Annotated in this window: 21 protein-coding genes; 9 read left to right on the top strand and 12 right to left on the bottom strand. The window is 72.8% G+C overall.

Annotated features, from left to right (window positions below):
* The 5 genes from DTB53_RS25675 to DTB53_RS25660 form a co-directional block, all read right to left on the bottom strand.
* Window positions 1–1,353 carry an ABC transporter substrate-binding protein gene (locus DTB53_RS25675; RefSeq protein ID WP_003971198.1) on the bottom strand — a complete coding sequence of 451 codons (1,353 nt, stop codon included), beginning with the start codon at window positions 1,351–1,353 and terminating at the stop codon, window positions 1–3.
* Window positions 1,354–2,112: 759 nt separating this feature from the next.
* On the bottom strand, window positions 2,113–2,271 hold the full coding sequence (locus DTB53_RS36940; RefSeq protein WP_003971197.1) for a hypothetical protein: 159 nt from the start codon (window positions 2,269–2,271) through the stop codon (window positions 2,113–2,115).
* Window positions 2,272–2,443: 172 nt separating this feature from the next.
* Window positions 2,444–2,983 carry a DUF6630 family protein gene (locus DTB53_RS25670; protein ID WP_012382283.1) on the bottom strand — a complete coding sequence of 180 codons (540 nt, stop codon included), beginning with the start codon at window positions 2,981–2,983 and terminating at the stop codon, window positions 2,444–2,446.
* 104 nt (window positions 2,984–3,087) lie between these two features.
* The gene (locus DTB53_RS25665; RefSeq protein WP_012382282.1) at window positions 3,088–3,303 is read right to left on the bottom strand and encodes a hypothetical protein; all 216 of its coding nucleotides are present in this window, start codon (window positions 3,301–3,303) and stop codon (window positions 3,088–3,090) included.
* A complete protein-coding gene (locus DTB53_RS25660; RefSeq protein WP_003971194.1) occupies window positions 3,300–4,013 on the bottom strand; it encodes an alpha/beta fold hydrolase in 714 nt (237 codons plus the stop codon). The genes DTB53_RS25665 and DTB53_RS25660 overlap by 4 nt, the downstream gene beginning before the upstream one ends.
* 243 nt (window positions 4,014–4,256) lie before the next feature.
* On the opposite strand from DTB53_RS25660, the gene DTB53_RS25655 reads away from it, so the two are divergent.
* From DTB53_RS25655 to DTB53_RS25645, 3 genes are all read left to right on the top strand, one after another.
* Entirely contained in the window at window positions 4,257–6,290 is a 2,034-nt protein-coding gene (locus tag DTB53_RS25655; RefSeq protein WP_012382281.1) for an ATP-binding protein, read from the top strand.
* 132 nt (window positions 6,291–6,422) lie between these two features.
* The gene (locus DTB53_RS25650; RefSeq protein ID WP_012382280.1) at window positions 6,423–6,926 is read left to right on the top strand and encodes a GNAT family N-acetyltransferase; all 504 of its coding nucleotides are present in this window, start codon (window positions 6,423–6,425) and stop codon (window positions 6,924–6,926) included.
* 120 nt (window positions 6,927–7,046) lie between these two features.
* Window positions 7,047–8,339 carry a serine hydrolase domain-containing protein gene (locus DTB53_RS25645; RefSeq protein ID WP_012382279.1) on the top strand — a complete coding sequence of 431 codons (1,293 nt, stop codon included), beginning with the start codon at window positions 7,047–7,049 and terminating at the stop codon, window positions 8,337–8,339.
* 106 nt (window positions 8,340–8,445) lie between these two features.
* Here the strand turns inward: DTB53_RS25645 and DTB53_RS25640 are convergent, their stop codons facing one another.
* Window positions 8,446–9,237, bottom strand: coding sequence for a PepSY domain-containing protein (locus tag DTB53_RS25640; protein WP_078562781.1), 792 nt, complete (start codon window positions 9,235–9,237; stop codon window positions 8,446–8,448).
* A 188-nt stretch (window positions 9,238–9,425) separates the two neighbouring features.
* Between DTB53_RS25640 and DTB53_RS25635 the strand changes: the two genes are divergently transcribed.
* From DTB53_RS25635 to DTB53_RS25610, 6 genes are all read left to right on the top strand, one after another.
* On the top strand, window positions 9,426–9,683 hold the full coding sequence (locus tag DTB53_RS25635; RefSeq protein WP_030703378.1) for a DUF6296 family protein: 258 nt from the start codon (window positions 9,426–9,428) through the stop codon (window positions 9,681–9,683).
* A gap of 207 nt (window positions 9,684–9,890) precedes the next feature.
* Complete coding sequence (locus DTB53_RS25630) at window positions 9,891–10,652, top strand: DeoR/GlpR family DNA-binding transcription regulator (protein ID WP_003971188.1); 762 nt, start codon at window positions 9,891–9,893, stop codon at window positions 10,650–10,652.
* Window positions 10,649–11,596: a 1-phosphofructokinase gene (gene pfkB, locus DTB53_RS25625; protein ID WP_003971187.1), complete on the top strand. Its 948-nt coding sequence runs from the start codon at window positions 10,649–10,651 to the stop codon at window positions 11,594–11,596. Before DTB53_RS25630 ends, pfkB begins: the two co-directional genes overlap by 4 nt.
* 148 nt (window positions 11,597–11,744) lie before the next feature.
* Window positions 11,745–13,757, top strand: coding sequence for a PTS fructose transporter subunit IIABC (locus DTB53_RS25620; RefSeq protein ID WP_012382277.1), 2,013 nt, complete (start codon window positions 11,745–11,747; stop codon window positions 13,755–13,757).
* 50 nt (window positions 13,758–13,807) lie between these two features.
* On the top strand, window positions 13,808–14,080 hold the full coding sequence (locus DTB53_RS25615; protein ID WP_012382276.1) for an HPr family phosphocarrier protein: 273 nt from the start codon (window positions 13,808–13,810) through the stop codon (window positions 14,078–14,080).
* 42 nt (window positions 14,081–14,122) lie between these two features.
* Entirely contained in the window at window positions 14,123–14,557 is a 435-nt protein-coding gene (locus DTB53_RS25610; RefSeq protein ID WP_012382275.1) for a protein-tyrosine phosphatase family protein, read from the top strand.
* 75 nt (window positions 14,558–14,632) lie between these two features.
* On the opposite strand, the gene lepB is transcribed toward DTB53_RS25610, so the two are convergent.
* The 6 genes from lepB to DTB53_RS25575 form a co-directional block, all read right to left on the bottom strand.
* A complete protein-coding gene (lepB, locus tag DTB53_RS25605) occupies window positions 14,633–15,331 on the bottom strand; it encodes a signal peptidase I (protein WP_003971183.1) in 699 nt (232 codons plus the stop codon).
* A 93-nt stretch (window positions 15,332–15,424) separates the two neighbouring features.
* A complete protein-coding gene (locus tag DTB53_RS25600) occupies window positions 15,425–15,715 on the bottom strand; it encodes a hypothetical protein (protein WP_003971182.1) in 291 nt (96 codons plus the stop codon).
* Between the two features lie 122 nt (window positions 15,716–15,837).
* Window positions 15,838–16,347 (bottom strand): mycothiol transferase, encoded by a 510-nt coding sequence (locus DTB53_RS25595; protein ID WP_012382273.1) that lies wholly within the window; start codon window positions 16,345–16,347, stop codon window positions 15,838–15,840.
* A gap of 244 nt (window positions 16,348–16,591) precedes the next feature.
* On the bottom strand, window positions 16,592–17,638 hold the full coding sequence (locus DTB53_RS25585) for an alpha/beta fold hydrolase (RefSeq protein ID WP_012382272.1): 1,047 nt from the start codon (window positions 17,636–17,638) through the stop codon (window positions 16,592–16,594).
* Between the two features lie 154 nt (window positions 17,639–17,792).
* Entirely contained in the window at window positions 17,793–18,026 is a 234-nt protein-coding gene (locus DTB53_RS25580; protein ID WP_012382271.1) for a hypothetical protein, read from the bottom strand.
* 6 nt (window positions 18,027–18,032) lie between these two features.
* The gene (locus DTB53_RS25575; RefSeq protein WP_012382270.1) at window positions 18,033–18,707 is read right to left on the bottom strand and encodes a TNT domain-containing protein; all 675 of its coding nucleotides are present in this window, start codon (window positions 18,705–18,707) and stop codon (window positions 18,033–18,035) included.
* Window positions 18,708–18,809 lie beyond the last annotated feature (102 nt).

The raw sequence follows: 18,809 nt of genomic DNA, 5'->3' as shown, positions 1-18,809 counted from the left end.
TCAGCCCCGGGCCAGAATTCCGTCGATCTTGGACTGGGCGTCCTTCAGCAGGGCGTCGATGTCGGCGTCCTTCTTCGTCAGGACCGCGGAGACGGCGCCGTCGAGGACGGCGTAGATCTGCTGGCCGTGCTTGGGCTCCAGCTTCATGTCGAGTTGCTGGCCGCCGTCGATGAAGGCCCGGTAGTTCTCGACCGGGACGTTGGCGGACGCCTTCTTCAGCTCCTGGTCCCTGGTGTCGGTCGCCCCGGTGAACAGGCGCGGCTCGGGCAGACCGACCGGGGACTTGTCCTCGGCGGCGCGGGCGTAGTTGTTCATGTAGCCCTGGCCCGGGGTGAGGAAGGTCCACTCCAGCCATGCGAGGCCGGCCTTGATCTGCTCCGGGGAGGCCTTCTTGTTGAACATGTAGCCGTCGCCGCCCATGAGGGTTCCCTTGCCGCCGGGCATCGGGGCGAAGGCGAGGTCCTCGTACTTGCCGCCGGCCTCCTTGACGATGCGCGGGACGTTGTCGGGGGCGGCCAGGTACATCCCGAGCTTGCCGGAGCCCATCATCTGGAGGGTGTCGTTGATGATGAGCAGCTGCTTGGCGCCCATGGAGTTGTCGCGCCAGCGCATGTCCTTGAGGTTCTGCAGGACGGCCCTGCCCTCGGGGGTGTCGACCGTGGCCTTCTTGCCGTCCTCGCTGACGACCGCGCCGCCCTGGGAGTAGATCGAGGCGGTGAAGTGCCAGCCGCCCTGGTTCTGGGCGCTGTACTCGGCGAAGCCGACGGTGCCGTCGCCGAGGGCGGCGATCTTCTTGGCCGCGACCTGGACCTCTTCCCAGGTGGCCGGCGGCTTGTCCGGGTCGAGGCCCGCCTTGACGAAGAGCGGCTTGCTGTAGAGCAGACCCATGGAGTAGTTGGTGCGCGGAATGCCGTAGATCTTGCCGTCGACGGTGTAGGCGTCGCGCAGGGGCTGGGCTATGTCCTTGTACGCCTTGAGGTCCTTGACGTACGCGGTGATGTCCGCGGCCTGGTTGATGGAGACGACGCGCTCGGTGTCGGTGAAGTACGTGTAGAAGACGTCTTCCATCTGACCGCCGGCCAGCTTCGCGTCGAAGGTCTTGGGGTCCTGGCAGGGGAAGGCGTCGTGCGCGGTGACGTCGATGTCGGGGTTCTTCTTCTCGAACGTCTTGACGTCCTCGTCGAACCGCTTGTGGTCGATCTTCGCACTCGGCTGGGGCCAGCAGTTGACCGTGATGCGCGTCTTGCCGTCCGCGGCGCCGTCGCTCTCGGAGCTGCAGGCGGCCAGGCCGGTGATGGCCAGTGCGGTGGCGACGGCGGCGGTGCAGGTACGACGAAGGACAGAACTTCTCATCGGTGGACCCCTCTAGGGCAGGAGTGCGGGAAGCCCACAGCCCCGAGCTGTGCGGCGAGCCACACTCAACCACCGCCGACGAATGTCCGCAAGATGTCACGTTGATTTCGTAAATCTTTGACAGATCTTGCCCGCTACAGGCCTAGCCGGTGGACGAAACCGTGGAGAACCATGGAGGCGGACGCTCACCCGCGAGATCGCCGACGGGTCGCGGGCGGCATGCGGGACGGGCCCGCGGCCCGGCCGCCGGCCCCGTGCGAGCGCAGGGGCGGCGGGAGCTCCGGGGGCGCGGGGCACACGACGGCCGCCGGGCGGCCGGAGCACTGCGGGGCGCACGGCGCCCGCACGCGACGCCCACGGGCGCGGGCAACGGCGACAGGGCGGGATCACCACGGGAAACGGGCGGCAGAGGGCCCGACGGCCGGAGGCCCGGCCGGTGCGGGCGCGACGGCGATCCCGCGGCGCCGTCGCCCCTCGGCGGCCGGCTGGGAGCGCTCTCCACGCGGCTGCGTGGACCGCTCACCGAAGCACGGCCGCCGGGCGGTCGTGACGGGGCGACCGGGGGCCGCGGTGGCGTCGGGCGCGAGGATCGAACGCCCGGCCTACCGCAGCCTCACCCGCTTTCACTGACGACGGCGCTTCAGCAAACCATCGCGTCACGAACGCAAGAATATGGCAATAGTTGCAGGACGTTTATCGTCCTGTGATGGACATGGCCGCCGCGAGACGGCTGCGACCGGGGTTTCCGGCCCGCGGTCCCTAGCGTGCCGCGGCCGTCCGCACGGTGCCGAAGTCGATGGCGCGGTCGGCCTCGCGCAGGACCTCCTCGGCGACTCTGCGTACTTCGGCGGGCACGTCGCCGTGCTCCTCGACGAGGCCGGCGTAGATCGGTGCTTCGGTGCTGTCTGCGGAACTCATACGGTTTTTTCCCCGGCGGTCTGGTGCGAAAAGCCTCTGCCGGTCGGCGGAGGCGGGGGCGAGTGTACGTGGTGGGCGGTGGCGGTCGCGATTCCATTCCGGCGCGCGGACCCCGCCGCACCTGCTGGAACAGCGCCCCGCCCCACCCCGGAGGGCGTGGGCGGCGGCTCCGTCACGGCCTGCGACGGCCGACGCCGAGGTGCCGCACGGGAAAGCCCGCGCGGGCCGCGAGCGCGGTCAGCTCGTCGGCACGGGCGGCCCGCAGACCCACCACCGGATAGCAGTCGGACTCGATGTCGAGCACGGCCAGCGCCGCACCGGTCTCCCGGTAACGGCGGCCGCAGGCGTGCAGGAAAGGCTCGGTCGGCAGGAGCGCGTCCTCGGCCTCACCGTCCGCCCATGGATCGACGGAGGGTCTCGATTCCAGCTTCCGCAGCCGGGCCCGGATCTCCCGCGCGTCCTCCTTCCAGTCGAACTCCGCGAGCAGGCCGTGTGCGTCGAGCGCGTCGATGAGCGCGATCCAGGCGAGGTTGTCCACCGGCTCGTCGACCCCCCGCTCCGCGAGGCGGTCACCGAAGGCGTTGACGTACGCGTGAGGGCTGTCGTGGGCGCGCAGCACCTCCTCGGCCACGGCGGGGTGCGCGGGGGCCAGCAGTGAGGCGATCTCGGCCAGAGCCGCGCGGATCGCGTCGGCGTCGTGCGGGTCGGACATGTTTGCACTCCTCGGAGGGCGGGAGGGCGCGCCAGGAGCGGGAGCCAAAGGCGCGAGGGGCGTGAAGACGGGGCCGGGGGCAGGGCACGGGCCGGCCGGTACGCCTACGTCGTGTCCGCCGGCCGCCGTCGCCGGGCCTCGGGCAGGGGCCGGTGGCCCTCGGTCCACTCGTTGACCCAGCCGCAGCCCGAACAGGCGTAACGCCCGTCGAGACCGGCGATCAGGGTGCCGCAGCGCGCGCACCCGATGTAGGTGATCTCCGGGTGTTCCGTGGCCGCTTCCTCCGGGGAACGCCGCTCCGGGCGGGGCGTGGCCGTCATCGTCGGGCGTCCGCTCCCGCGGCGTCCAGCAGGACGCGGGCGAGCTCGGCCGGCCGCGAGAACATCGGCCAGTGGCCGGTGTCCATCGTGACCAGCCGCCACCGCCCGCCCGCCAGCAGTTCGCGTACCTCGGGGCTCGGCTCGGGCTGGTCGAGCAGGCAGGTGAGGTACGTCGCGGGCAGCAGACCCAGGGGGCGGGCCAGGACGGCGGGATCGGTGAGCGTGGCGCCGGGGTGCGGGGTCGCACCGCCGAGGAACCGGGCGAGCTGCTCCTCGGTGAGCCCCTGGTCCGCGCAGTCGGCGGCGGCCGGCGGAGGCCAGAGGCCGTCGTTGGCGGCGATGGCGGCCTCGACGCCGGCCCGGCCGTCCGGCCAGCCGGAGACGAAGGACTCGCCGTCGGCCGGAACGTTGGAGTCGACGAACACGACTCGGGCGAGCCGGTCACCGATCCGCTCGGCGGCCTGCCCGACCGGAATGCCCGCGTAGCTGTGGCCGACCAGCACCACGTCACGCAGGTCCCGGCCCTCGACCACGTCGACGATGTCCTGGACGTGGGTCCGCTGCCCCACCGCCACCGCTTCCTGTCTGTCGGCGAGGCCGGAGAGGGTCAGCGGATGGACCCCGTGGCCGGCCGCGCGCAGGCCGGGCTCCACGTCACGCCATGCCCAGGACCCGAGCCAGGCCCCTGCCACCAGTACGAATTGCGTCATGCCAGCAACGTAGCGCAGGGGTAGGACAGAGCCTCCCGGCCGCGGTTCCGCCGGCCACCGCTCCGTCCGCCCCCGGCGCTGCGCCGCCGCCGGAGCACCGGGCACCGAGCGGCGGGGCACGATCCCACCGCCTCTTCGATCTCTGCCACTTGCCGATCGAGCAGGATGCATTGTCGGCCGTTTCTGACTGCTTTTCGCTATGAACGGAGGTGGTGGGCCGCAGCGAGGCAGGATGTCCCCGTGATGGGCAACCTCCCCGTCGTGACGACCAGCTTCGTCGGACGCGACAACGAACTGGGCAGTGTCGAACAGGCACTTCGAGAGCACCGGCTGGTCACGCTCACCGGGCCCGGCGGCGTCGGCAAGAGCCGGCTCGCCCTGCGCACCGCCGAGCGTGCCCGGGACCGCTACACCGACGGCGTCTGGTGGGCCGACCTCTCCCATCTGCACGACGAGCAACTGCTCGCCACCACGGTCTGCGACGGGGTCGGACTTCTGGACCACAGTCCCCGCCGGCCCGTGGCCGCGCTCGGTGAATGGCTGTCCGGTCGACGGCTGCTGCTCGTTCTCGACTGCTGCGAGCGGATCGTCGGCGCCTGCGGGCAGCTCGTGGCCGAACTGCTCGCCGCAGCGCCGGGTCTGACGGTCCTGACGACCAGCAGGGAGCCGTTGGGCGCGGCGGGCGAGAAGTGCGTGGAGGTGCCCCCTCTCTCCGCCGGCGACGACGGTGACGAGGCCGTCCGACTCTTCCACGAACGCGCGGCCGTGGTCGCCCCGGCCCTCTCGCTCGACGACCCCGAAAGCGCGGCCGCCGTCGCCGAGATCTGCCGTCGGCTCGACGGCATACCGCTCGCCGTCGAACTCGCCGCGGCCCAGCTCCGCGAGAGCAGCGCGCAGGAGATCACCGGACGGCTGGCCTCCCGGACGGAGGAGCTCACCGACGACACCGTCTGGCCCCGCCGCCACCGGGCCCTGCGCACCACCATCGGCTGGAGCCATGAGCTCTGCGCGCCGCTGGAGCGGCTGTTGTGGGCGCGGCTCTCCGTCTTCCGGGGCGTCATCACCGCACCGGACGCCGAGGCGGTGTGCGCGGGCGGGCCACTGGACGCCCGGGCCGTCGCACCGGCCCTGGAACGCCTGGCCGACCAGTCCGTGCTCCGACGGACCGGGGACGGCTACCGCATGCTGGACACCCTGCGCGAGTACGGGGCGATGTGGCTGGCGGAGCTGGCGGAGGACGCGCTCCTGGTGGACCGGCACGCCCGGCACTTCGCCCATGTCGCCGTCCAGGCGTACGCGGGCTGGCTCGGGCCGTCGCAGGTCCTGTGGTACCACCGGATCGCCGACACCCACGCGGACCTGTGCGCGGCCCTGGACCACCTGCTGGCCGAGGACCCGGAGATGGCGATGGAGATGGCCGGGTGCGCGGGCCTCTTCTGGAGCTGCTGCGGCCATCTGCACCAGGCCCGCACCTATCTGGAACGGGTGCTGGCCCTGCCGCTCTCCGCCGGTCCGCACCGTACCCGCGCGCTGTGGGCCCTGGGCATCACGCTGACCCTGCAGGGCGACCACGACGCGGCCCGCCGCACCGGCGAGGAGTGCCGGCACGCCGCACAGCGCGACGAGGACCCGGAGGCGGAACTGCTCGCGGCCCACTCCATGAGCTTCACGTATCTGATGATGGGCCGGCCGCTCACCGCGTACGCCGTCAGCGACCGCGCGCTGGGCCGGCACGACGGCGACCCCGCGGACGCCCCCTCCCAGCTGCGTTGCCGGGTGATACGCCTGTTCGCCCTGTCCGCGCTCGGCCGGCTCGACGAGGCGTACGAGGAGGCCATGCGGCTCCAGCGGATCAGTCTGCGGTTCGGCGAGCACTGGGCACGGGCGTACGCCGATCACCAACTCGCCCTCATCCACCTTCTCCAGGGCCGTCCTCGTCATGCCGAGAGCCACGCGCGCGCGATGCTCGCGAGCAAGCACGAGCTCCACGACAGCCTCGGCATAGCGCTCGGCCTCGATCTGCTCGCCGGATCCATCGCCGCGCAGGGGAACGGAGTGGCCGCGGCCCGTGCCTCCGGCACCGGGCACACGTACTGGCGCATGATCGGCCACCCGCACCGGGGGACCCCGGAGCTCGGGGCGATCCGCGAGCAGTGGGAGCTCCGGGCCCGGCAGGTCGCGGGCGACTCGGCGTACGAGCTGGCCTACCGGCGCGCTTCTGCCGACGACGCCGAACGCGGCCTGGCCCACGCGCTGGAGCGTGGATACCCCGGATAGCCGGAAGCCGCACGCCGCACCGACTCCGCCACCCCGTCCGGCCCCCGGGCGGGGTGGCCGGGCCCCGACCGGAGGCGGGCGCAGGACGCGGGGCGCGGGACGCCCCGGCGAGGCACCGCCTAGCATCCCCGTATGACGTCCATCAGCCGGCTCCGTCCCGACCACGCCGAGGCTCTGCTCGCCTTCGAGCGGGAGAACCGGGCCTACTTCGCCGCCTCGATCCCCGACCGGGGCGACGCCTACTTCGCCGCGTTCGCCGAGCGCCACCGCGAGCTGCTCGCCGAACAGGAGGCGGGGCTGCACCACTTCCATCTCATCGAGGACGAGGACGGCGGCGTGATCGGCCGGATCAACCTCCTCGGGGTGCGGGAGCGTTCGGCCGAGCTGGGCTACCGGATAGCGGAGAAGGCCGCGGGGCGCGGGCTGGCCACCTGGGCGGTCCAGCAGGTCTGCGTCCTGGCGGTCCGGGAGTACGGCCTCACCGCGTTGCGCGCGGAGACGACGCTGGACAACACGGGTTCCCGAGCGGTGCTGGCGCGCTCCGGCTTCGAACCGCTGGAGGACGTCATGTTCGGCGACCGCCCCGGGCGGCGGTACGTCCTCGATCTGAGCGGGGGCGCTCCCCCGGCCCACTGAACGGCGCCGTAAGGGGGGCGACGGCGGTGGAGCGGGCGGTGGTGTGCTGTCCGGAGCCGGCGGTGTGGCGGTGATCGGCCGGATGGTCCACCTCGCGGGCGAGCCCGGCCGGGCGGCCCGATGCTGGGGCTCGCGGCAGCGGACCCCACCGCTCCGCGCGACGCCCACCGCCTTCAGGAGGCCCCCGTGCCCGTACGTACGCGCCCCGCTGCCCCGCTCCCCCGTCTCGGCGGCAGGTCCTCGCTGCGAAGATCCTTCGTCGCGGCCGTGGCGGCCGTATCGCTCACCGGGCTGGTGTCGGGCCCGGCCCACGCGGGCGGGGAGGGCCCGCACGGACCGGTCGATCCCGAACTGCGGCGGGGACTCCAGGCGCTGGTGGACACTCCGGGAGGCCCGCCCGGCGCCATCGCCGTCCTCACGGCGGGCGGCCGGAGCGAGGTGTACCGCGCGGGTACGTCGCGGCTCGGCAGCGGGCGCCCGCCCAGGACCACCGACCACATGCGGATCGCCAGCACGGCGAAGGCCTTCAGCGGCTCGGTCGCCCTGCAACTGGCCGAGCGGGGCACGCTCGGCCTGGACGACACCCTCGGCCGTCGGCTGCCCCGGCTCCCCGCCGCTTGGCACGGGGTGACGCTCCGCCAGCTGCTGAACCACACCAGCGGGTTGCCCGACTACACGCAGGCCCCGGCGTTCGTCGCCGAGCTGACCGCCGACCCGCGCCGACGCTTCGACTCCCGCCGGCTGCTGGACTACGTCGCCGGGGACCCCCTGCGGTTCCGGCCGGGCTCGGCGTACCGCTACTCCAACTCCGACAACATCGCCGTGGCGCTGATGGCCGAGGCGGCCACGGGACAGCGGTACGAGAAGCTCCTCGCCGAACTCGTGTACCGGCCGCTCGGCCTGCGCGACACCAGCCTGCCGCAGGGCTACCGGCTGCCCGAGCCCTACCTGCACGGCTACGCGGTGGACCCGCCGGCCGCGCCCGAGGACGTCAGCACGGTGCTCGGCGCGTCGGGCGTGTGGGCTTCGGGCGGCATCGTCTCCACACCCCGGGACCTGGGCGCCTTCATCCGGGGGTACGCCGGAGGGCTGGGCATCGGCCCCGAGGTCAGGCGGCAGCAGCTGACGTTCGTGGCGGGCAGCTCCGAACCGGCCGGCCCGGGACGCAACAGGTCCGGCCTCGCGGTGTTCTCGTACACGACGCGCTGCGGCACCGTGTACGGCCACACCGGCAACTTCCCCGGCTACACGCAGTTCGCCGCGGGGACCAAGGACGGCAAACGGTCGCTGACCGTCTCCCTCACCTCCCAGGTGAACAGCTCGACCAACCCCCGGCTGCTGGCCACGCTCCGCGAGCTCCAGGAAGACTTCGTCTGCCGGCTGCTCGACCGCACACGGAGGCCTTCGCCCTGATCGAGCCCGATCGGCGTTGACAACGCTCGTGGTCCGTACACCTAGGACGTGGAAGGGGTACGCCGGACGTCCGGCGTACCCCTGGGCGGGTCAGGCGGGGCGGCGGTCAGTCGTTGTCGGTCTCCTCGCGGACGATGGTGTCGGTCTTCGCGTCCACGTCGAAGGTCGTCTTCTTCCAGTCCGAGCCGACCACGTCGACCTGCCAGACGACGCCCTTGCCGTCGTTGTCGTCGAGGCCGACGGAGGTGACGGTGCCCTTCTTCTTCTCGGTGGCGACCTTCGCGGCCTGCTGCGGGGTCTGGGTGGCCTGGGCGAGCCGGTCGGCGGTCTGCTTCTTGTCGTCCGCGTCCTGGTCCGCGTCGACCCGGGCCTCGATCACCTTGCCGTCGACCGCGTTGATCCGGACGGTGTGGACCGTGCCGTCCTTCTCCGCGACCTCCGCGACCCAGATCGGGCCCTCGGAGCCCGGGCTCGCGCTCGGGCTGCCGGTTCCGCTCGGGCTGGCGGAGCCGGTCGGGCTGGCCGAACCGGTGGGGCTGCCGGATCCCGTCGGGCTGGGGCTCTGGTCCTGGTCGTCGTCGTCCACACCCTCCAGGTCCAGGTCGACGAGCTTGCCCCCGGCCACCTCGCCGGTGGCGGTGGTGGCGGCGTCGTCGAAGGTGACCTTCGTGGCGTCGAGCACCTTCTTGCGCTCCTGCTGGTCCTCGGTCAGCCGGGCACTGGCCGAGGGGGACGTCGTCTGCTTCTGCGGGACGACCTTCGCGGCTTCGGAGGTGGCCGCGCTCGTCGCGCTGTCCGGGCTCTGACCGCATCCGGTCATCAGAACGGCCGTGGCTGCGGCCATGCCGAGGGCGCCGACCGTCTTGAGGGTGCGGGCACGGGAGGAGGCACTGTTCATTCGTCGAGGCTCAAGTCTCATGCACGCATGCCTAGCCCTCCGGGCCACCGGTCATGTTGTCCTACCGGGGAACCACCCGATCGACCGGGCGGGTCCGCCCGTTGGCCGTCGCTCCCCGGGCGGTGGACGCCGGGGTGCGAAACAATGGCGGCAGGGCCGTATTCTCCGCGCCCGGCCCGGAGGCCGTCATGGACCACAAGGTGCACACCGAGCGTTACGAGCTCATCTTCCAGCTGTCCGGCGCCGCGGACGACGTGGTCCGCGTGCGGCTCACCGACCGGCTGGGAGCCGGCGGATTCCCGGTCTACGAGGACGAGACGGGGATCGTGCGCGCCGAGATCAGCGACCGGGGCGAGGTCCGCATGCTCGCCAGCGGCGGCCACCAGGTCCCCGGCACTCCCCTGCTGGCCCGCCCCCTGAACGAGGACGCGCCCCGCACACCGTGACCGAACCCCCGGGCGGGGCGCACCGCGCACGGTGCGCCCCGCCCCTTTCGCGCGCACACGCTCGGTGTGTGTCCGCCTTCCGGCCTTCCGTGCGCCCACTCTTCCGTTCATGCCCATTTCTCGCCCGATTGTGTTTACATTCCCGCACCCCGGACGTAACGTGAGCGCGAAACCACAGACTCAGGCATGAAACGGAAACACATCCCTATGTACGCACCGGAGCGTCAGCAGGAGATCCTCCGCCTCGCGCAGGAGAGCGGGCGGGTCGACGTGCTGTCCCTGGCCGAGGAGTTCCAGGTGACGGCCGAGACCGTCCGGCGCGACCTCAAGGCCCTGGACCGGGCGGGGCTGCTCCGCCGGGTGCACGGTGGCGCGATCCCCGTCGGGCGGCTCGACTTCGAGCCCGACCTCGCCGAACGCGACGCCGTCGCCGCCGACGAGAAGGACCGGATCGCCCGGGCCGCCCTCGCCGAACTGCCCGTCGACGGCAATGTGATCGTGGACGCCGGGACGACGACCGCACGGTTGGCCGCCGCCGTACCGGTCGACGCGGCGTTGACCGTGGTGACGCACGCGCTGCCGGTGGCCGCCCGGCTCGCCGACCACCCCGGCATCGCGCTGCATCTGGTGGGCGGCCGGGTCCGGCACCGCACCCGCGCGGCGGTGGACGCCTGGGCGCTGGGTTCGTACGCCGAGATCAACGCCGACGTGGTCTTCCTCGCCACCAACGGCTTCTCCCCCGACACCGGCCTGACCACCCCCGACCTCGCGGAGGCCGCGGTGAAGCGGGCCGTGATCAAGGCGGCCCGCCGGGTCGTCCTGCTCGCCGACTCCGGCAAGTTCCGGCAGGACCACTTCGCCCGCTTCGGCGATCTCACCGAGGTGGACCTGCTCATCACCGACACGGGCCTCAGCCCCGACGACGCCCGCTCCATCGAGAGCCGGGGCACGGAAGTAGTACGCGCATGATCCTCACCGTCACCCCCAACCCCAGCCTGGACCGCACCTACGAGCTGCCGGGGCTGACCCGCGGCAGCGTGCTGCGCGCCACGGCGGACCGCGTCGACCCGGGCGGCAAGGGCGTCAACGTCTCCCGCGCGGTCGCGGCGGCCGGGCGCCGCACCGTCGCCGTCGCCCCGCTGGGCGGCCCGGAGGGCGCCCTGCTCACCCGGCTCCTGGGCGACCTGGGCATCGAGGCGGTCGGTGTGCCGGTCGCCGGGAACACGAGGGTCAACGTCACCCTCGTCGAACCCGACGGCACCCTCACCAAGGTCAACGCGGCGGGCCCCGAGCTGAGTCCGGCCGAGGCGGAGGACGTCCTGGAAGCGGTACGGGTGCACTCGGCCGCCGCCGACTGGGTCGCCTGCTGCGGGAGCCTGCCGCGCGGACTGCCGCCGCGGTGGTACGCGGAGCTGGTCGAGCGGAGCCACCGGGCCGGCGCGCGGATCGCGCTGGACACCTCCGGAGCGGCGCTGACCGCCGCCCTGGACCGGGGACCCGACGTGATCAAGCCCAACGCCCAGGAGCTCGCCGAGGCCGTCGGCAGGCCGCTCGCCACGGTGGGCGACGCGCTGAAGGCCGCCGAGGAGCTGCGGGAGCGCGGCGCCGGCTCGGTGCTGGCGAGTCTGGGCGCCGACGGGCAGTTGCTGGTCGAGGCGTCGGGCTCCTGCTTCGCCACCGCACCGGTCGCCGTCGTCCGCAGCAACGTCGGCGCCGGGGACGCCTCCCTGGCCGGCTTCCTGGCCGCGGGCGGGCGGGGCCCGGAGGCTCTCGCCTCGGCCGTCGCCCACGGGGCCGCGGCCGTACAGCTGGCCGGAAGCCTCATGCCCACCCCGGCCGACCTCGATCTGCCGTCGGTCGTGACGACCTCCGACGTGCCGCTGGACCGGGCCCTGACGGAGCCCGCCCCGTGACCCCGTACCCCCGTCACCCGCCCCCGTACGGCCTGTCGCCGCCACAACTCCCGCAACGCCCGCGACTCGTGTACAGCCCCCGCCCCCACGCCCGCCGCCCCGTCCCCCCGAGCCGCCGCACGGCGGTCCCCGAGCAAGGAGCCCCGCGATGAGTGAGCTGATCACCGCGGAACTGGTCGACCTCGATCTGTCCGCCACCACGAAGGACGCCGCCGCGAGGTCGCTCGCCGAGCGGATGGTGGCCGCGCACCGCGTCACCGATCTCGACGGCTTCCTGGCCGATGTCGCCGCCCGCGAGGCGCAGATGCCGACCGGCCTCGACGGCGGCATCGGCATCCCGCACTGCCGCAGTGAGCATGTGACCGCCCCGACACTGGCCTTCGGGCGCAGCGGGGCGGGCATCGATTTCGGGGCGGCCGACGGTCCGGCCGACCTGATCTTCCTCATCGCGGCCCCGGCCGGGGCCGACGACGACCACCTCACCATCCTGTCGGGGCTGGCCCGTCGGCTGATGGACCCGGAGTTCACCGCGGCGCTGCGCGCCGGTACGGACCCGGCGGCGGTGGCCGCGCTGATCCGGGGCGAGGAGCCGACGGAGGAGCCCGCCCCCGGGGCAGGGGAATCGGAGCCCGAGGCCGTCGAAGCGTCCGGGAGCGTCCCCTTCCGGATCGTCGCCGTCACCTCCTGCCCCACCGGCATCGCCCACACCTACATGGCCGCCGAGTCCCTCACCGCTGCGGGCCGCGCCGAGGGCGTCGAGGTGACGGTGGAGACCCAGGGCTCGGGCGGCTTCAAGAAGCTGGACCCTGGTGTCGTCGCGGCGGCGGACGCCGTGATCTGGGCGCACGACGTGGAGGTCCGGGAGAAGTCCCGCTTCCGCGGCAAGCCGCTGGTCGACGTCGGGGTGAAGGCGGGCATCAACCGGCCGGCCGAACTGATCGCCGAGGCCCGCCGCAAGGCGGAACGCGGAGAGATCGCCGCCGTGTCCGAGACCGACGGCGGCAAGGACTCCGGCGACGGGGACGGGGACGGATCCGGCGCGGACCGCGCGCACTTCGGCGTCCGGCTCCGCACCTATCTGATGTCCGGCGTGAGTTACATGGTGCCGTTCGTCGCGGCCGGCGGTCTGCTGATCGCCCTGTCGTTCGCCATCGGCGGCTACGAGACGGCGAGCGCCGAGTCGGTGGCCGACCACTTCGTGTGGGTCGAGGCGGACAGCTGGGCGGCGCTGCTCAACCAGATCGGTTCGGCGGCCTTCGCGTTCCTGGTGCCGGTGCTGGCCGGGTACATCGCGTACGGGATGGCCGACCGGCCCGCGCTGGTGCCGGGCTTCGTCGGCGGGTCCATCGCGCTCACGGTCAACGCCGGGTTCCTCGGCGGTCTGGTCGCCGGTCTGCTGGCCGGTGCGGTGGTGATGGCGATCCAGCGGGTCCCGGTCCATGCGACGCTGCGCGGCATCATGCCGGTGCTGGTGATCCCGTTGATCGCGTCGGCGGTCGTGGGCTTCCTGATGTTCATCGTGGTCGGCAAGCCGATCGCCTCGCTGCAGAGCGGGCTGACGGACTGGCTGAACGGCCTGTCGGGCTCCAACGCGGTGATTCTCGGTGTCGTCCTCGGGCTGATGATGTGCTTCGACATGGGCGGCCCGCTGAACAAGGTGGCGTACGCCTTCGCGGTCGGCGGTCTCGCCGACCCGACCGACGGCAGCCTGAAGGTGATGGCCGCGGTCATGGCGGCCGGGATGGTGCCGCCGCTGGCGCTGGCGCTCGCCACCACCGTACGGAAGAAGCTGTTCACGAAGACCGAGCGGGAGAACGGCCGGGCGGCCTGGGTGCTGGGCGCCTCGTTCATCACCGAGGGCGCGATCCCGTTCGCCGCCGCCGATCCGTTGCGAGTCATCCCGTCCGTGATGGCGGGCGGCGCGGTCACCGGCGCGCTGTCGATGGCCTTCGGCGCGACCCTGCGCGCCCCGCACGGCGGCGTCTTCGTCGTCCCGCTGATCGGCGAGCCGTTCCTCTACCTGCTCGCCATCGCGGCCGGGACGCTGGTGGCGACCGCGCTCGTCGTCCTGCTCAAGGGCGCACGCCGGGCGGTACCGGTCCCTGCCCCGGAGGCGGGGGCCACGGGCTCCGACGACTCCCGGGTCACGGTCGCCGCCTGACCACCTCACCACTCCCCTCTGTCACCACCGTCCCTCACCCAGGAGGATCCATGCACCAGCAGACCGTCGTCATAGGTTCCCGCAGCGGGCTGCACGCCCGTCCGGCGTCGCTGTTCGTCAAGGCCGCCGCCCGTCAGCCGGTCAAGGTGACCATCGCCCGTGAGGGCCGCGACCCGGTCGACGCCCGCAGCATGCTCGCGGTGCTGGCCCTGGCGGCGCCGTACGGGGAGCCCGTGGTCCTCAGCGCCGAGGGCGACGGGGCGCGGGCGGCGGTGGAGGAGCTGGCGGAGTTGCTGGCGCGGGATCTCGACATCGCGGCCTGAACGGCGGGAGAACCCGGCAGGACAGCCACTAGGTTGGGGGACGTGACCGAACATTGGAACGCCGCCGACCCCGCCGTCCTCGCTCTGCCCTCGGGACGGCTGGTGCGGGGCCGGGGCTTGCGCAAGCCGCTCCCCCCGGGCCCCGAACCGGACTTCGCCGTGTACCTGCAGGGCCGCACCCCGCCGCCGGTCCGCTGGGAGTCGCGCTGGCTGCGGTGGCCGGACTTCCGGCTCCCGGCGGACCGGGAGCAGGCGCGGGTCCTTCTGCGCGAGGTGTGGGAGCGGGCGGCCGACGAGCGGGTCGAGGTGGCCTGCGGCGGCGGGATGGGCCGGACCGGGACGGCGCTGGCCGTTCTGGCCGTACTGGACGGGGTGCCCGCCGAGGAGGCGGTGGCGTTCGTCCGCGCCGGCTACCACCCGCGGGCGGTGGAAACGCCCTGGCAGCGCCGGTACGTACGGAACTTCGCGCCGCGCTGACGAGTTCGCGCACGGGGACTCCCGCACGCAGAGCGCGGGCGCGTCACGGGTCGGCGCGACGTCGCGGGACAGCCGTCAGGGCTTGTTCGGCACGTTCTTGAACGTCTCGGGCACCGGCAGGGTGGCCCAGCGGCCGATGGGCCAGGCGACGACGACGGCCCGGCCGACGACCTCGTCGACCGGGACCATCCCCCGGTTCGGATCGTCCTGGTGGTAGCGGGAGTCCGCGGAGGCCTGGCGGTGGTCCCCCATCACCCAGATCTTGCCGTCGGGCACGGTGACCTTGAACCGGCCGCCGTTCTCGTCGTCGCTGCACGGGGTGTTGCCGGGGAAGACGTACGGCTCGTCCAGGGCGGTGCCGTTGACCTTGACCGGGCCGTCGCCCTCGCACTCCACGGTGTCGCCTCCGATGCCGATGACCCGCTTGATGAGGTCCTTCTCCTCGGCGGAGGGCATCACGCCGACGAAGCTCAGGACCTTCTGCACGGTGTTGGGCGGGTCCACGGGCACGTTGGCCAGCCAGTCCGACGGGTCGTGGAAGACGATCACCTCGCCGCGCTCCGGCTCCGACCCGAACCAGGGCGTCAGTTTGTCGACAAGGACCCGGTCGCCCCGTTGAAGGGTGTTCTGCATGGAGTCCGACGGGATGGAGAAGGCCTGCACCAGGAAGGTCTTGATGAGCAGCGCCAGCACCAGGGCGACGCCGATGAGGAGCGGAAGCTCCACCCAGAACGGCCGGTTCTTCCTCGACCGTCGTGTGCCCGCCCGCCCCATGTGCACCGCTCCTCGCCCGTGTACCGCGCGCCCGTCCCTGGGGGAACGGATCCGGTGATCCACTCTATGGGGCGCGGTGGGCGGTGAGCGACGTCAGACGGGTCCCGCGCCGACCGGAGGGACTGTCGCGCCCTCTCCGGCGCGGACGGCTTCGACCACGCTCTGGTGGAAGGCGCGGCTCTCCTCCTCGGAGGGGCACGGCACGGGACTGCCGGTGAGGGTGAACCAGTCCGACGACCCGCTGTACTGCACGGCCACCGAGGCCTGCCCCTCGGACCAGGTCGTATGCACCGTGAGGTCGCCGCTGAGTATGCCCGCCTCCTCGGTGCGCACCCCGCCGGTTCCCGCGTAGACACCTGCGGTCGTCCAAGATGCCCAGCTCATGACGGTCACCTTTCGGACGATGGCAAGCCTGTCAAGCTGACTTCTTCCGAGTATGGCACCGCCGATGGCACAGTGCACGGGTGTGCGCGGGCCCCGTCCGCCACTCCTCCGGCCACCGGTCCTCAGGCGCGTTCCAGCATCCCCCGGACGAAGGCGGCCTGGCCCGCGTGCTGGAGGTCCTCGGCGATGACGCTGATCAGCCGGACACCGAGCGTCACCGGGGGTGACCAGCCCTCGTCGACGATCCGGTCGAGGGCGTGGCCCTCCAGTCCCGCGACGAAGTCCAGGGTCCGCTCGTGCACGGCGTCGAAGTAGCCGAGGAGGGGATCGGCGGAGTCCACGCGGACCGCTGCGACCTCGTCGGCGCTGTGTCCGTATCCGGTCGCCGTTTCGTCGAAGGGCAGCCCGAAGGTGTCCGCCCAGCCTTCGGTGAGCCAGATCTGTCCGGTTCCGGCGGCGTCGGCGATGTGGTCGTCCTGGACGCGTGTGAGATGCCAGACCAGCCAGGAGATGGAGTTCGCCCCCGCGTCGGCGCGGGCGTTGAGGTCGTCGGTCGTGAGTCCTTCGACCGCGGCGTGGACCGCTTCCCCGACCCGGTCGAACGCTTCGGCCAGCATGCCTGCGGTGTTCATCCGTCCACCTTCGCCGGAGGCGATCGCGGCTCCCGGGTGCGACACACCGCCGGGTGGGCGGTGTGTCGCCGTAGGATCCGCTCCGCGACGCGTTCACGGGCCGGCCGGCCTCCCACGGCATGGGCCAGGGGTGTCTGCGCTTCCCCGACCCGGGGAAGACCGACTTCACGCTCGTCCGCGACCTGCTGCGCGCGACGGCGCCTCGCGGCACGGCCTGCTGACCCGGGGTGTCGGGGGCCGGGCGTCACGGGCCGGGCGTCGTCCGGCGCAGGCCGTGCAGCCAGTCGGTCAGCAGGCGGTTGACCTCGTCGGGGCGTTCCTGCTGGATCCAGTGGCCGCAGCCTTCGAGGACGTGGGCGGCGGACAGGCCGGGGAGGGTGCGCGGGTAGGCGGCGATGGCGTCGGACATCCAGGTGGTGGAGGCGTCCAGGGCGCCGCCGATGAAGATCGAGGGCTGGGTGACGGGCACTCCGTCCCAGGCGGCGAGGTCCTCCCAGTCCCGGTCGACGTTGCGGTAGCGGTTGAGTGCGCCGGCCAGACCGGTGCGTTCGAACTCCTCGGCATAGACGTCGAGGTCCCGTTCGTCGAGCCAGCCGGGGAGCGGGCCGCCGGGGAACCGGTCGGCCATCCGCGCGCCCGGGGGTACGAAGAAGGGGCCGGGGTGGTCCTCGGAGGCGGGGGCGTCTCCGGAAAGTGCCGTGTAGAAGCCGGTGAGCCAGCCGCGTACGTCCGGTTCGATCTCCGCCTCGGCGCGGCCGGGGGTCTGGAAGTAGCTGACGTAGAACTCCTCCTCGCCCCCGATGCCCGCGAAGCCGTCGGTGGGGCGGGGGCCTCCCCGGGGCGTGTAGGGGACGCTCAGCAGGGCGACCGCGGTGAAGACGTCCGGCCGGAGCAGGGCGCTGTTCGCGGCGATGGGCGAGCCCCAGTCGTGTCCGACGACCGTGGCGGTCTCCTCGCCGAGGGCGTGGACGACGGCGGTGTTGTCGGCGACGTGGGCGAGCATGCGGTAGGCGTCGGCGGCGGCGGGCGCGGAGGAGCGCCCGTAGCCGCGTACGTCGATGGCGACGGCCCGGTGCCCCGCCGCGGCCAGGGCGGGGAGCTGGTGGCGCCAGGAGTACCAGGACTCGGGGAAGCCGTGGACGAGGAGCACGAGGGGGCCCGTGCCCTGTTCGACGCAGTGGATCCGGCCGCCGGGGACATCGAGGATCCGGTGGGTCGCTCCGGGCAGGAGGGCGGAGGGGCGGGCAGTGCGGTCCGCGGACGGCGTGGGTACGGGGGCGGGCTCCGGCATGGCTCCTCCTCGGGCGCCCCGTGCGGGGCGGTCGTGACGCTTCGGCGGACGGCCGGACCGGGGCCCGGCCGCCGGTCACGATCATTCGGCCGGTACGACCGCACGGACAAGGCTATTTGCCGTTACGGCAAAACAACGGGTGCGGGGACCGGCTTCAGACGAGCAGGCTCAGCAGGTGGGCGCAGGCGGTGGCCTCGTCCGGGTGACGGGCGAGGACTTCGTGGGTTCCGCGCTCGAAGGCCCCGGTCTCCCAGGCTCCGTCCCCGCCGCGCCGGACGAAGAGGAAGTCCGGCGGGGTGGGAGCGGGCTCGTGGACGCCCTCGATCCGGTAGTAGCCGCCGGGGATCCGCGCCTCGACGAGTGCGGCGTACAGGGCTCGGCGGTCCATGGCGGGTCAGCTGCCCGCGGGCGCCAGGTAGGCGTGGTCCAGCAGCCACTTCACGTTGAGGCGCTGCCCCTCGCCCGGGTCGAGGAACACCGCGTCGAGCTTGATCTGCCGGCCGCCGCCGGGCTGCTCGAACCAGGGGGCGATGCCACCCTGCCAGACCCAGAAGGGCTTGGTGACCTTGTAGACCCGGTAGTCGCAAGGGCTGGCCGCGTCACGGGTGTTGAGGTTCTGCGGGGGCAGGGCGCGCTCGGCGTAGGCGTCACCGGCCGGGGCGAGGTAGCCGCCGTACTCCGAGCCGAAGCGGTCCAGGCGCTGTCCGGTCCTGAGCTTCACGGGCTCCTTGTCGATCTCACCGTTCACCTCGGCGAAGCCGTCGTTGGGCGGGTACTTCCAACTGCCGGTGTCCGCGGGCCCTTCCCAGTACTTCTTGAGGAAGGCCTTCGGTGTGAGGCCTCCGGTGCGCTGCCAGCCCTTCAGGAGCGGCCCGACCGGGGCGAGCCGCTTGTTCGGCAGCCACTTGGGGCCGAGGCGTGCGTCGCCGCGGAACTCTCCGGTGCAGGGTTCGTGCCGCTCGGCGGCGGGCGCGGGCCGGGCCGACGCCGGTGCGGCGCTCGCCGCGGGGGCGGAGATCAGTCCGGCGGTGATGCCGAGCGCGGCGAGTACGGTACGCATGCGGTTCATTCAGGAGTCCCCTCGAGCACTGATGATCAATCAGGACAGCTGACGTAGGGTAACCGCTCGGATACCCGGGGCTTCCGCGCCATGCCGCTTTCCGGCCACCGC

The sequence above is a fragment of the Streptomyces griseus genome (assembly GCF_900460065.1).
Classification (GTDB): Bacteria; Actinomycetota; Actinomycetes; order Streptomycetales; family Streptomycetaceae; genus Streptomyces; species Streptomyces griseus.
This window is presented reverse-complemented; position numbering and strand designations above follow the sequence as displayed.

Bases quoted from the DNA above. Each gene is read 5' to 3' on its own strand.
- DTB53_RS25675 (WP_003971198.1), bottom strand. From the start codon at position 1,353: ATGAGAAGTTCTGTCCTTCGTCGTACCTGCACCGCCGCCGTCGCCACC.
- DTB53_RS36940 (WP_003971197.1), bottom strand. From the start codon at position 2,271: ATGAGTTCCGCAGACAGCACCGAAGCACCGATCTACGCCGGCCTCGTC.
- DTB53_RS25670 (WP_012382283.1), bottom strand. From the start codon at position 2,983: ATGTCCGACCCGCACGACGCCGACGCGATCCGCGCGGCTCTGGCCGAG.
- DTB53_RS25665 (WP_012382282.1), bottom strand. From the start codon at position 3,303: ATGACGGCCACGCCCCGCCCGGAGCGGCGTTCCCCGGAGGAAGCGGCC.
- DTB53_RS25660 (WP_003971194.1), bottom strand. From the start codon at position 4,013: ATGACGCAATTCGTACTGGTGGCAGGGGCCTGGCTCGGGTCCTGGGCA.
- DTB53_RS25655 (WP_012382281.1), top strand. From the start codon at position 4,257: ATGGGCAACCTCCCCGTCGTGACGACCAGCTTCGTCGGACGCGACAAC.
- DTB53_RS25650 (WP_012382280.1), top strand. From the start codon at position 6,423: ATGACGTCCATCAGCCGGCTCCGTCCCGACCACGCCGAGGCTCTGCTC.
- DTB53_RS25645 (WP_012382279.1), top strand. From the start codon at position 7,047: ATGCTGGGGCTCGCGGCAGCGGACCCCACCGCTCCGCGCGACGCCCAC.
- DTB53_RS25640 (WP_078562781.1), bottom strand. From the start codon at position 9,237: ATGAACAGTGCCTCCTCCCGTGCCCGCACCCTCAAGACGGTCGGCGCC.
- DTB53_RS25635 (WP_030703378.1), top strand. From the start codon at position 9,426: ATGGACCACAAGGTGCACACCGAGCGTTACGAGCTCATCTTCCAGCTG.
- DTB53_RS25630 (WP_003971188.1), top strand. From the start codon at position 9,891: ATGTACGCACCGGAGCGTCAGCAGGAGATCCTCCGCCTCGCGCAGGAG.
- pfkB (WP_003971187.1), top strand. From the start codon at position 10,649: ATGATCCTCACCGTCACCCCCAACCCCAGCCTGGACCGCACCTACGAG.
- DTB53_RS25620 (WP_012382277.1), top strand. From the start codon at position 11,745: ATGAGTGAGCTGATCACCGCGGAACTGGTCGACCTCGATCTGTCCGCC.
- DTB53_RS25615 (WP_012382276.1), top strand. From the start codon at position 13,808: ATGCACCAGCAGACCGTCGTCATAGGTTCCCGCAGCGGGCTGCACGCC.
- lepB (WP_003971183.1), bottom strand. From the start codon at position 15,331: ATGGGGCGGGCGGGCACACGACGGTCGAGGAAGAACCGGCCGTTCTGG.
- DTB53_RS25600 (WP_003971182.1), bottom strand. From the start codon at position 15,715: ATGAGCTGGGCATCTTGGACGACCGCAGGTGTCTACGCGGGAACCGGC.
- DTB53_RS25595 (WP_012382273.1), bottom strand. From the start codon at position 16,347: ATGAACACCGCAGGCATGCTGGCCGAAGCGTTCGACCGGGTCGGGGAA.
- DTB53_RS25585 (WP_012382272.1), bottom strand. From the start codon at position 17,638: ATGCCGGAGCCCGCCCCCGTACCCACGCCGTCCGCGGACCGCACTGCC.
- DTB53_RS25580 (WP_012382271.1), bottom strand. From the start codon at position 18,026: ATGGACCGCCGAGCCCTGTACGCCGCACTCGTCGAGGCGCGGATCCCC.
- DTB53_RS25575 (WP_012382270.1), bottom strand. From the start codon at position 18,707: ATGAACCGCATGCGTACCGTACTCGCCGCGCTCGGCATCACCGCCGGA.